Origin of the sequence: Thauera sp. WH-2 (assembly GCF_048321015.1) — a bacterium.
Lineage (GTDB): Bacteria > Pseudomonadota > Gammaproteobacteria > Burkholderiales > Rhodocyclaceae > Thauera.
This window is the reverse complement of sequence record NZ_JBLWFG010000001.1, coordinates 174193-186062: the sequence shown is the minus strand read 5'-3', so window position 1 is coordinate 186062 and position 11870 is coordinate 174193. Positions and strand designations below refer to the sequence as shown.

Genomic DNA, 11870 nt, shown 5'->3' with positions numbered 1-11870 from the left:
GCGTCAGCGCGCAAGCAAAAGCGCGGCAAAGGCAACCAGCGGCAGCGTGGAGGTGAGGCTGTCGATCCGGTCGAGGATGCCGCCATGTCCTGGCAGGAGGGCGCCGCTGTCCTTGAGACCGGCCTGACGCTTCAGGAGCGATTCGAACAGGTCGCCGACGATGCTGATCGCAGTCCAGGCGACCAGTGCGACACCGATGACCAGCGCCCCGCCGGGTTGATTCGCCCCGAGCCCCACGAGCACACCGAACCCGAACAGCAACACGGCAAGCGCAGCACCGGCCGCCCCTTCCCAGGTCTTGCCCGGGCTGATTGATGGCGCCAGCTTGCGGCGGCCGAAGGCCCGACCGGAGAAATAGGCCGCGATGTCCGCCACCCAGACCACCGCCATCGCCCCGAGCAGCACGCCCGGGCCTATGAGGCGCAGGTGCATCATGGCGAGCGCAGTGGGCAGAAGCACGACGAAGCCAACCAAGGAGGCCGCCATCGGATTCGCCAGCGACCATTTGCGCGCCAGCCACACGGGCGCGATGAGAAGCCAGAACACGGCGCTCAGCAGATACAGCGGCAACAGCAGCGCTCCCCCGGCGATCGTTCCATCGACAAGACCGGCGAGGTGCCCGATGAGCAGGCAGGTGACGCCGAAGATGATTGCGGTACTCACGCGCAGCGGACGCTCGAAGCGCGCGAGCCCTCCCCACTCCCAGGCAGCCGCAGCGCAGATCAGGGAACAGACTACCGCCCAGCCCAACGGCGGCAGAAGGAACAGCGCACCAAGCAGTCCCGCGAGCAGCAGGATCGCAGTGATCACCCGGTCCTTAAGCATTGTCGCCCCGTGTCTGTAGTGTCGTCTGAAGCTGTTCGCTGGTACGGCCGAAGCGGCGCTCGCGCTGCTGATACGAGGTGATCGCCTCGTCCAGCGCATCCGCATCGAAATCAGGCCAAAGCACATCGGTGAAGTGAAGCTCGGTGTAGGCGAGTTGCCAGAGCAGAAAATTGCTGATGCGCGTTTCGCCACCCGTGCGGATGAACAGGTCAGGCTCGGGTGCGTAATGCATCGACAACTCGCAGGCGAGCTCGTCCTCGGTGAAGGCTTCGCTCCGCCCGGGATGCCTGGCCATCAGACGCGAAATCGCGTTCATGATGTCCCACCGACCGCCGTAGTTGGCGGCCACGGTGAGCGTGAAGCGCGTGTTAGCGGCGGTGCGGGCTTCGGAGGCGTGAATCATCTCGACGAGCTTTGCGTCGAAACGGGAGAGGTCGCCAACCACGCGCAGGCGGATGCCGTTTTCGTGCAGGCGGCCGACCTCTTTCTGCAGCGAATTGAGGAACAGCTGCATCAGAAAGGAAACCTCGTCGGCCGGCCGGCGCCAATTTTCAGAGCTGAAGGCGAATACCGTCAGGTATTCGACACCACGCTCCATGCAGGCGCGGATGACCGAGCGCAAGGCTTCCACCCCGCGCTTGTGGCCGGCGACACGCGGCAGCAGGCGCTTGCGCGCCCAACGCCCATTGCCATCCATGATGACGGCAACATGGCGCGGTACCGCCGACACCTCGGGGATGTCCCGGGTGGAACTTCTGAACCGTCCGCTCATGCTCCGCCTCCTGTTCTGCCCATAAGGGAGCAGCCGATCCGGAAGCGGATCAGATCTGCATCAGTTCCTGCTCTTTCTGGGCGAGCAGCTTGTCGATCTCGGCGACGTATCGGTCGGTAAGCTTCTGGATCTCTTCCTCGCCACGGCGCTCATCGTCCTCCGAGATCGCCTTGTCCTTGACGGCATCCTTCAGCTGCTGGTTCGCATCACGACGCAGGTTGCGGATCGCGACCTTGGCGTTTTCGCCTTCGTGGCGCACGACCTTGGTCAGGTCGCGGCGGCGTTCTTCGGTGAGCGCGGGCATGGGCACACGCAACAGCTCCCCCATGTTGGCCGGATTGAGGCCGAGGTCGCTGTCTCGAATGGCGCGTTCGACCTTGCCCAGCATCGGCTTTTCCCAGGTCTGCACGCCCAGCGTGCGGGCGTCGATCAGGGTGACGTTCGCCACCTGATTCACCGGCACCATGGAGCCGTAGTACTCGACCATGACGTGGTCGAGCAGACCGGCGTGGGCACGGCCGGTACGGATCTTGGCAAGGTCGGTCTTGAGCGACTCGACGGACTTCTGCATCTTGCCTTCGGCGGTCTTCTTGAGTTCGGGGATCATGCGCGCATTCTCCGGAGTTCAGGAATGAACCAGCGTGCCTTCGTCTTCGCCCATCACCACACGCTTGAGCGCGCCGGGCTTGAAGATCGAAAACACGTTGATCGGCAGTTTCTGATCGCGACACAGCGCGAACGCGGTCGAGTCCAGGACCGCCAGGTTGCGGCCGATGGCCTCGTCGAAGCTGATGCGATGGTAACGCTGAGCCTGCGGATCCTTCTTGGGATCGGCCGTGTAGATACCATCGACCTTGGTGGCCTTGAGGACGATCTGGGCGCCGATCTCAGCGCCACGCAACGCGGCGGCGGTATCGGTGGTGAAGAAGGGGTTTCCGGTGCCGGCGGCGAAGATCACCACCCGTCCCTCTTCCAGATGCCGGATCGCACGACCGCGGATGTAGGGCTCGACGACCTGGTCGATGCGCAGCGCCGACTGGACGCGCGCAGGCACATCCATGCGGCGCATGGCATCGGCGATGGCCATGGCGTTCATCACCGTGGCCAGCATGCCCATGTAGTCGGCGGTGGCGCGATCCATGCCGGAAGCCGCGCCCTTCATGCCACGGAAGATGTTGCCGCCGCCGATCACCACACCGACCTGGACACCGAGCTGCGTGATCTCGGCGACTTCGGACACGATGCGGGTGACGACCTCCTCGTTGATCCCGTAAGCGTCGTCCCCCATCAGGGCTTCGCCGGAGAGCTTGAGCAGGATGCGCTTGTAGGCGGCGGACATCTGCATCTCCTTACTGCTTGGCCGCAGCGGCAGCAGCGGCCTGCTCGGCCACCTCGGCAGCGAAGTCGGTGACCTTCTTCTCGATGCCTTCGCCAACGAGGTACAGCGCGAAGCTCGCGACCGATGCACCCTTGGCCTTGAGCAACTGCTCGATGGTCTGCTTGCCGTCTTCGGCCTTGACGAACACCTGCGCCAGCAGGGTGACGTCCTTCAGGAACTTCTGCACCGTGCCATCGGCGATCTTTTCCAGCATCGCTTCGGGCTTGTTGTCGGCGCGGGCTTTCTCGATCGCGATGCGGCGCTCGGCGTCGATCAGATCCTGGGAAACGCCCGACGCGTCCAGCGCCTTCGGCTTGGACGCAGCAATGTGCATCGCGATGTCCTTGCCGAGTTGCTCGTCACCGCCGACCAGGTCCAGCAGCACGCCGATCTTGGCGCCGCCGTGGATGTACGAGAACAACTGGCCCTTGGCTTCGACGCGGGTGAAACGGCGGATCGACATGTTCTCGCCGATCTTGCCGACCAGCGCGCTGCGGGTCGATTCGACGGTCCCTTCGCCCAACGGCAGCGCCGACAGTGCGGCGACGTCGGCGGGGTTGCTCGCGGACACGAGACCGGCGCAGTTTTGCACCAGCGCGAGGAAGTCGTCGTTCTTGGCGACGAAGTCGGTCTCGCAGTTCACCTCGATGATCGAGCCCAGCTTGCCATCGGCCGAGATGTCGATGCCGACCACGCCTTCGGCAGCCACGCGGGCCGCGGCCTTGGTTGCCTTGTTGCCGAGCTTGACGCGCAGGATCTCTTCGGCTTTGGCCATGTCCCCACCGGCCTCGGTCAGTGCCTTCTTGCACTCCATCATCGGCGCGTCGGTCTTCTCGCGCAGTTCCTTGACCATGCTTGCGGTGATTTCCGCCATGCTAGCTCCTGAATGTATCTGGGTTGACGTTCGGGTTGCGGCTACCGCCCCGCACGGGCACACGACCCGGGCGCGGAAGCCTGAATTCTTTCCGGGACGGGTTACAGCTGGCATGTCGCCGGCCGCGCCCACCACCCGGATTGCAAAAGGGGCCCCTCGGGCCCCCTTCGCTGAGGATCAGGCCTGCTCTTGCGTGCCTTCTTCCTCGACCTCGACGAACTCGTCGCCGCCGGCATCGACGATTTCCTGCAGCACCTGGCTGCGGCCCTGCAGCACGGCATCGGCCACGCCACGGGCGTACAGACGGATGGCACGCGAGGAGTCGTCGTTACCCGGGATGATGTAATCCACACCCTCGGGCGAGTGGTTCGTGTCGACCACGGCCACGACCGGGATCCCGAGCTTCTGCGCTTCGGTGATGGCGATCTTGTGGTAGCCGACGTCGATGATGAACAGCGCGTCCGGCAGGCCGCCCATTTCCTTGATGCCGCCGATCGACTTCTGCAGTTTCTCGAGTTCGCGGCGAACGGTCAGCGCTTCACGCTTGGACAGACGCTCGATCGAGCCGTCTTCCATCATCGCCTCGACTTCCTTCAGACGCTTGATCGACTGCTTGACGGTCTTGAAGTTGGTCAGCATGCCGCCGAGCCAGCGCTCGTCAACATAGGGCATGCCGGCGCGCTGCGCTTCCTCGGCGATGATCTCGCGCGCCTGACGCTTGGTGCTGACGAACATGATGTTGCCGCGGTTGGCCGCGAGCTTGCGCACGAAGTCCATGGCTTCGTTGTACTTCACCATCGTCTTCTCGAGGTTGACGATGTGGATCTTGTTGCGCTGGCCGAAAATGAAAGGGGCCATGCGCGGGTTCCAGAAGCGGGTCTGGTGACCGAAGTGGACGCCGGCTTCCAGCATCTGACGCATCGTTACGGACATTTGATACTCCAAGTTTTCGAAGGGTTGAACCTCCGCCCTGCGGATGCCGGACCAGCCCGCACCCGATCGGGCGCAAACATGGCGCTGCAGTTCCTGCCGTCCGAAGCATGCCGTCACAAGGACGGGCACACACCGTACGGACCCCTTTGCCGCAGGACGTGCGGATTTTGCCTGCCCAAGCAGACAAGCCCGCGATACTAGCACGCGTCGCAAGCTGCGCTCAACATGTTCCAGGATGGATGTTTGCCGCGGAGGGGTGGCTTGCGCTAGCCTAGACACCTTCCAGCCCCCGCAACAGAAGACCATCGAATGAGCATCGTCATCAAGACCGAAGAAGAGATCGAGAAAATGCGCGTCGCCTGCCGGCTGGCAGCCGAGGTACTCGACTATATAGAGCCCCATGTCACGACTGGCGTCACGACGGCAGAGCTCGACCGCCTGTGCCATGACTACATGGTGAACGTGCAAGGGACCGTGCCCGCGCCGCTGAATTATGCACCCCCGGGCTACACGCCCTACCCAAAATCAATCTGCACCTCGATCAACCACCAGGTCTGCCATGGCGTGCCGAGCGACAAGGCGCTGAAAAAGGGCGACATCGTCAACCTCGACATCACCGTGATCAAGGACGGCTTCCATGGCGACACCAGCCGCATGTTCCTGGTGGGCGGAGCGAACGCTGCGAGCATCATCGCCCGCCGGCTGAGCCAGATCACCTACGAATGCATGTGGCTCGGCATCGCCGCAGTCAAACCGGGCGGACGACTCGGCGACATCGGCGCGGTGATCCAGAAGCACGCCGAAGGAAACGGCTTCTCGGTCGTGCGGGAGTTCTGCGGTCACGGCATCGGCCGCAAGTTCCACGAGGATCCGCAGGTGCTCCACTACGGCAAGGCCGGCACCGGGCCCGAGCTCAAGCCCGGCATGATCTTCACCATCGAGCCGATGATCAACGCTGGCAAGGCGGCGATCTCCGAGCTCCCCGACGGCTGGACCATCGTCACCAAGGATCGCAGCCTTTCGGCACAGTGGGAGCACACGGTCGTGGTCACCGAAACCGGCGTCGAGGTGCTGACCCTGTCCGAGAAATGCCCGCCTCCACCCGCACTGGTTGCCGAACGCTTCGCCTAAGGGACGCCGGGCGACCGAGCCGAATGAACGACACCACAACCTGCCCCCTGCCGGCCCACATCCCCGCTGCCCGGCAGAGGATTGCCGAGGGCATGGCGGCCCTGCGCGCCGCGTATGAAGAACACCCGCACACGGCGAACCTGCTGCAGGGCCGTGCCGAACTGGTCGACCGTGAGCTCGCTGCGCTCTGGACCGCCTGCGGCATGCCCACCGAGGCCGCGGTGGTCGCAGTCGGCGGGTATGGTCGCGGGGAGCTTTTCCCGGCCTCGGACGTAGACGTACTGATACTGCTGCAGGAACCGCCGGACGCAGCCATGCAGGGCAAGCTTTCCGCCCTGGTCGGCGCCTTGTGGGACATGGGGCTGGAGATCGGTCACGCTGTGCGTACGGTGGAGGAATGCCTGAGCACGGCGGCCGACGACATCACAGTGCAGACCAGCTTGCTGGAGGCGAGGCTAGTCACCGGCAGCGCACAACTCTTCGCCTTGCTCGAGCGTCGCTACCGCGAGAGCCTCGACGTGCGTGCCTTCTTCAAGGCCAAGCTGCTCGAGCAGGAGCAGCGTTACGCACGTTTCAACGACACGCCCTACGCACTTGAGCCCAACTGCAAGGAAAGTCCTGGCGGCCTGCGCGACATCCAGATGCTGGGCTGGATCGCCCGTGCCGCAGGCCTGGGGCGCAACTGGCGGGAGCTCGCACGCCGACGCCTGATCACCGGCGGCGAGGCAAGCGAGCTGCGCAACGCTGAGCGCTTCCTGCAGCATCTCCGTATCCGCCTGCATCATCTCGCGGGGCGCGCCGAGGATCGCCTGCTCTTTGACCACCAGGAGAAGATCGCGCGCATCCTCGGCATCGAAGCCACCGCGGTGCGGCGGGCGTCCGAAGTGCTGATGCAGCGCTACTACGTCAACGCGAAGATGGTGCTGCAGCTCAACACCTTGCTGCTGCAGAACTACGGCAGCGAGATCTGCCCCGACCGCGGCGCCGCGATCGTGATCAATCCGCGCTTCCAGGCAGTGCGGGAACTGCTCGACCTGCGCGAGGAAGACGTGTTCGAACGTCACCCCTCGGCGCTGCTCGAATGCTTCCTGCTGCTCGAGCAGCGCTCCGAGCTCAAGGGCATGACAGCGCGCACACTGCGTGCACTATGGTCGAACCGCAAGCGGGTCAATGCCGCATTCCGCAATAACACGGATAACCAGGCGCTGTTCCTGCAGATTCTGCAGCAGAAGCGCGGCGTGCTGCATGCATTCCGGCGCATGAACGAGTACGGCATCCTCTCGCGCTACATCCCCGCGTGGCGGCGCATCGTCGGTCAGATGCAGCACGACCTGTTCCACGTCTATACCGTCGATCAGCACATCCTCATGGTTCTGCGCAACATGCGCCGCTTCACGATGGGCGAGCATGCGCACGAGTACCCGCTGATGACCCGTTTGATCATGGGCTTCGAGCGCCACTGGCTGCTCTATGTCGCCGCGCTGTTCCATGACATCGCCAAGGGCCGCGGGGGCGACCACTCCAAGCTAGGCATGGCCGATGCACGCGAGTTCTGCGTGCAGCACCGCCTGACCGAGGAAGACACCAAACTGGTGGTGTGGCTGGTCGAACACCATCTCACCATGTCGCACGTGGCACAAAAGGAAGACACGTCCGACCCGGAGGTGATCCGCCGCTTTGCCGACGCGGTGGCGAATGAGCGCCGCCTGATCGCGCTCTACCTGCTCACCCACGCCGATGTGCGCGGCACCAGCCCCAAGGTCTGGAACGGCTGGAAGGGCAAACTGCTGGAAGATCTCTTCTTCGCCACGCGGCGCCTGCTGCGCGGCGCCACACCGCAGGAAGCGCTCGGACTGGACGACCGCCTCGAAGATGCGCGCCGGCAACTGCGTTTTCACGGCCTGCGGCCGGGCGTGGAAGAAGCGCTCTGGTCCAGACTGGACCCGGTGTACTTCATGCGCCACTCGGCGGAAGAGATCGCCTGGCACACACGCATGCTCTATTACCGCTGCGACGCCCACGAGCCGGTGGTCAAGGCGCGCGTCGCCGAGGGCGAAGATGGCGTGCAGGTGATGGTGTTCACCCGCGACCAGAAGGATCTCTTCGTACGCCTGACCGGCTTCTTCGGTCGCATGGGCTTCACGATCCTGGACGCCAAGGTGCACACCACGCGCCACGGCTACGCGCTGGACAGCTTCATGCTCCAGGACCCGGGCCAGCAGGCCGCGTACCGAGACATCGTCACCCTGATCGAGCACGAACTCTGCGCTCGCCTGCAGAAACCCGGCCTTCCCGAGCGTCCCTCCCGCGGGCGCATGTCACGTCAGGTCAAGCACTTCCCGATCACGCCACAGGTCAGCATCCTGCCCGACGAGGCCGGGCGTCACTACGTGCTTTCATTGACCGCGGCCGACCGGCCAGGCCTGCTCTTCGACGTAGCCGGGGTGCTGGCCGATCACGGCATCCGCCTGCACACTGCGAAGATCGCGACCCTGGGCGAGCGCGTGGAAGACACCTTCCTGCTCACCGGGCAGGTGCTCGCACAGGATGCGCAGGTGCTCAGGATCGAGCGCGAGTTGCTCGACCGTCTGCAGATCTGAACGGTGGGGAGGCCTGCGCGCACCCGCGCTTCAGTGGCCTTTCCCCGACAGCCTGTCCATGGCGGCGTACAACAGCCCCGAGAACAGGAAGGTCACATGGATGCCGACCATCCAGCCGAGTTGACGGTCGGTCAGGTTATGCGCGTTCATGAAGGCCTTGAGCAGCTCGATCCCGGAGATCGCCACGATCGAACCGATGAGCTTGAGCTTGAGGTCGGAAAACCCGATGTGGCCCATCCACTCGGGGCGATCACGATGCGAGTGCAGGTCCTCCATCTTCGAGACGAAGTTCTCGTAGCCGCTGAAGATGATGATCACCAGCAGATTCATGATCAGCGCCACATCCACCAGCGAAAGCACGCCGATGATCAGCTCTCCGCCCGTCGCGGACCAGATGTGGGCGAACAATCCATAGAGCTCTTTGGTGAACTTCACCAGCAGCAGCACCATCGCCAGCACCAGGCCGAAATAAACCGGCGCCATCAGCCACCGGCTGGTGAACAGCACGTGCTCGAACGCGCTTTCGAGACGCTTCATCTTTTCCACCCTCACACTTTGCACAGGCACTCGAGTACGTTGCGTACCCGCACCATCGATTCCTGCAGCACGAGCTCGATGTCATCGAAGTGGATGCCATGCTCGCTTGCGGAACGGCCCGCAGCATAATTGACCACCACGCCGATCGCGGCATACGGCAGATCGAGCTCCCGCGCCAGAGAGGCCTCGGGCATGCCGGTCATGCCCACGATGTCCGCACCGTCGCGCTCGAAACGATCGATCTCGGCGGCAGTCTCCAGACGCGGGCCCTGCGTTGTCGCATACACGCCCCCATCCACGGCCGCCTCGCCTGCCGCCTGGATGGCCGCAAGCAGACGCTGGCGCAAGGCGTCATCGTAGGGGTGGGTGAAATCGATGTGGCGCACGGAGCTGTCACCGCCTTCGAAGAAGGTGCTTGCGCGCCCCCAGGTGTAGTCGATGATCTGATGCGGCACGAGCAGCGTTCCGGGTGGCAGGTCGATGCGGATGCTGCCAACCGACGCGACCGACACCACGCCAGTGACGCCCGCTTCCTTCAGCGCCCAGATGTTGGCGCGGTAATTCACGAGGTGGGGCGGAATGGTGTGGCCGTAGCCGTGACGCGCCAGAAACACCACCTCGTCGCCGCACATACGCCCGAATACAAGCGCGCCGGAAGGCTCGCCGAAGGGCGTGCGTGCGACCTCCCGGCGCTCGATCTCCATGTTCGACAGCTGTGTGAGTCCGCTACCGCCAATGATCGCAAGCATTCGATGACCTCTCAGATTCGGGCGCGGGATCTTAACATGCGTACAGGCGACCTCGAGATTTCGTGTTGCGCTGCGGTGCGTCATGGTAGAATCCTCGCCCTTTCAAAGACTTCCCACCCCCTCCTCCATGTCCCGCGCCATTCGCAACATCGCCATCATCGCCCACGTCGATCATGGCAAGACCACCCTCGTCGACCAGCTCCTGCGCCAGTCCGGCACCTTCCGCGATAACCAGCAGGTCGCAGAACGCGTCATGGACTCGGGTGACATCGAGAAGGAACGTGGCATCACCATCCTGTCGAAGAACTGTGCAATCCAGTACGGCGACACCCACATCAACATCGTCGACACCCCGGGCCACGCGGACTTCGGCGGCGAGGTGGAGCGCGTGCTGTCGATGGTCGACAGCGTGCTGCTGCTCGTGGATGCGGTCGAAGGTCCGATGCCGCAAACCCGCTTCGTGACCCGCAAGGCACTTGCGCTGGGCCTGAAGCCGATCGTCGTCATCAACAAGATCGACCGTCCGGGGGCGCGCCCGGACTGGGTGATCAACCACACCTTCGACCTGTTCGACAAGCTCGGCGCCACCGAGGAGCAACTCGACTTCCCGGTGATCTACGCCTCGGGCCTCAATGGCTTCGCGGTGATCAACGAGGGCGATGAGCGGAAGGACATGCGCCCGCTGTTCGAGGCCATCCTCGAGCACGTGCCTGCACCGGAAGTCGACGCCAGCGGTCCGCTGCAGATCCAGGTCTGCTCGCTCGACTACTCGACCTACATGGGCCAGCTCGGGATCGGCCGCATCAAGCGCGGCCGCGTGCGTCCCAACCAGGAAGTCGTCGTCATGTACGGCGAAGAGAACCGCGGCAAGGGCAAGGTCAGCCAGATCCTTACCTTCGAAGGCCTGGAGCGCAAACCCTCCGAGATGGCCGAAGCTGGCGACATCGTGCTGATCGCGGGCATTCAGCAGGTCAACATCGGCGTTACCCTCTGCGACCCCGATTGCCTCGAGGGCATGACGCCGATCGCGGTCGACGAGCCCACGCTGACCATGAACTTCATGGTCAACACCTCGCCGCTCGCCGGCCGTGAAGGCAAGTACGTCACCAGCCGCCAGATCCGCGAGCGTCTGGAAAAGGAACTGCTCAAGAACGTCGCCCTGCGCGTGAACTACACTGGCGACTCGGATGTGTTCGAGGTTTCCGGCCGTGGCGAACTGCACCTCACCATCCTGCTCGAGAACATGCGCCGCGAAGGCTACGAGCTCGCTGTGGGCCGCCCGCGCGTGGTGTACAAGGAAATCGACGGGGTGAAATGCGAGCCCTACGAGATGCTCACCGTCGACGTTGAGGAAGACCACCAGGGCGGCGTGATGGAAGAGCTTGGCCGTCGCCGTGGCGAGCTGCAGGACATGCAACCGGACGGCAAGGGCCGCGTGCGCCTCGAGTATCGCATTCCGGCCCGCGGCCTGATCGGCTTCCAGGGTGAGTTCCTCACCATGACGCGCGGCACCGGCCTCGCCAGCCACGTCTTCGATGACTACGGCCCGATGGCCGGCCCGATGGCCGAGCGCCGCAACGGCGTACTGATCTCGCAGAACGACGGCGAGGCGGTGGCCTACGCGCTGTGGAACCTGCAGGACCGTGGCCGCATGTTCGTGAGCCCGGGCGAAGCGCTGTACGAAGGCATGATCATCGGCATCCACACACGCGACAACGACCTCGTCGTCAACCCGATCAAGGGCAAGCAGCTCACCAACGTGCGCGCCTCCGGCACCGACGAAGCCGTGCGCCTGATCACGCCGATCGCACTCACCCTCGAGTCCGCGATCGAGTTCATCGCCGACGACGAACTGGTCGAGATCACGCCCAAGAACATCCGCCTGCGCAAGCGCCACCTCAAGGAAACCGACCGCAAGCGCGCGGCCAAGGCCGCCTGAGCCGGATCGCCCGCCATCGGGTGCAGTGCCCAAGCCCTGCACCCGAACCGAAGGCGCAGAGGCCCCGCCGGGACTATCCCGCCGGGGCCTCTTTTTTCCGCGCACCAAGGCGGCCGCTGCGTCTACACCCAA

Annotated in this window: 11 protein-coding genes; 3 read left to right on the top strand and 8 right to left on the bottom strand. The window is 64.2% G+C overall.

The features are described from left to right. Nucleotides 1-3 precede the first annotated feature (3 nt). From ACNKW1_RS00950 to rpsB, 6 genes are all read right to left on the bottom strand, one after another. Complete coding sequence (locus ACNKW1_RS00950; RefSeq protein ID WP_418362741.1) at nt 4-825, bottom strand: phosphatidate cytidylyltransferase; 822 nt, start codon at nt 823-825, stop codon at nt 4-6. Then, the gene (gene uppS, locus ACNKW1_RS00945) at nt 818-1597 is read right to left on the bottom strand and encodes a polyprenyl diphosphate synthase (RefSeq protein WP_418362740.1); all 780 of its coding nucleotides are present in this window, start codon (nt 1595-1597) and stop codon (nt 818-820) included. Before uppS ends, ACNKW1_RS00950 begins: the two co-directional genes overlap by 8 nt. A 49-nt stretch (nt 1598-1646) precedes the next feature. Further along, nucleotides 1647-2204: a ribosome recycling factor gene (gene frr, locus ACNKW1_RS00940; RefSeq protein ID WP_418362739.1), complete on the bottom strand. Its 558-nt coding sequence runs from the start codon at nt 2202-2204 to the stop codon at nt 1647-1649. Between the two features lie 18 nt (nt 2205-2222). Next, on the bottom strand, nt 2223-2936 hold the full coding sequence (gene pyrH, locus ACNKW1_RS00935; protein ID WP_418362738.1) for a UMP kinase: 714 nt from the start codon (nt 2934-2936) through the stop codon (nt 2223-2225). Between the two features lie 10 nt (nt 2937-2946). Further along, on the bottom strand, nt 2947-3849 hold the full coding sequence (gene tsf / locus ACNKW1_RS00930; protein WP_418362737.1) for a translation elongation factor Ts: 903 nt from the start codon (nt 3847-3849) through the stop codon (nt 2947-2949). A 177-nt stretch (nt 3850-4026) separates the two neighbouring features. Beyond that, the gene (rpsB, locus tag ACNKW1_RS00925) at nt 4027-4782 is read right to left on the bottom strand and encodes a 30S ribosomal protein S2 (protein WP_418362736.1); all 756 of its coding nucleotides are present in this window, start codon (nt 4780-4782) and stop codon (nt 4027-4029) included. Between the two features lie 309 nt (nt 4783-5091). Between rpsB and map the strand changes: the two genes are divergently transcribed. Both map and ACNKW1_RS00915 read left to right on the top strand, forming a co-directional pair. Then, the gene (map, locus tag ACNKW1_RS00920) at nt 5092-5913 is read left to right on the top strand and encodes a type I methionyl aminopeptidase (protein ID WP_418362735.1); all 822 of its coding nucleotides are present in this window, start codon (nt 5092-5094) and stop codon (nt 5911-5913) included. 23 nt (nt 5914-5936) lie between these two features. Next, on the top strand, nt 5937-8513 hold the full coding sequence (locus ACNKW1_RS00915) for a [protein-PII] uridylyltransferase (protein WP_418362734.1): 2577 nt from the start codon (nt 5937-5939) through the stop codon (nt 8511-8513). A gap of 30 nt (nt 8514-8543) precedes the next feature. Here the strand turns inward: ACNKW1_RS00915 and ACNKW1_RS00910 are convergent, their stop codons facing one another. Further along, nucleotides 8544-9050: a TIGR00645 family protein gene (locus tag ACNKW1_RS00910; protein WP_418362733.1), complete on the bottom strand. Its 507-nt coding sequence runs from the start codon at nt 9048-9050 to the stop codon at nt 8544-8546. 11 nt (nt 9051-9061) lie between these two features. Further along, the gene (locus tag ACNKW1_RS00905) at nt 9062-9799 is read right to left on the bottom strand and encodes an S-methyl-5'-thioinosine phosphorylase (RefSeq protein WP_418362732.1); all 738 of its coding nucleotides are present in this window, start codon (nt 9797-9799) and stop codon (nt 9062-9064) included. Between the two features lie 127 nt (nt 9800-9926). On the opposite strand from ACNKW1_RS00905, the gene typA reads away from it, so the two are divergent. Further along, entirely contained in the window at nt 9927-11738 is a 1812-nt protein-coding gene (typA, locus tag ACNKW1_RS00900; RefSeq protein WP_418362731.1) for a translational GTPase TypA, read from the top strand. Nucleotides 11739-11870 lie beyond the last annotated feature (132 nt).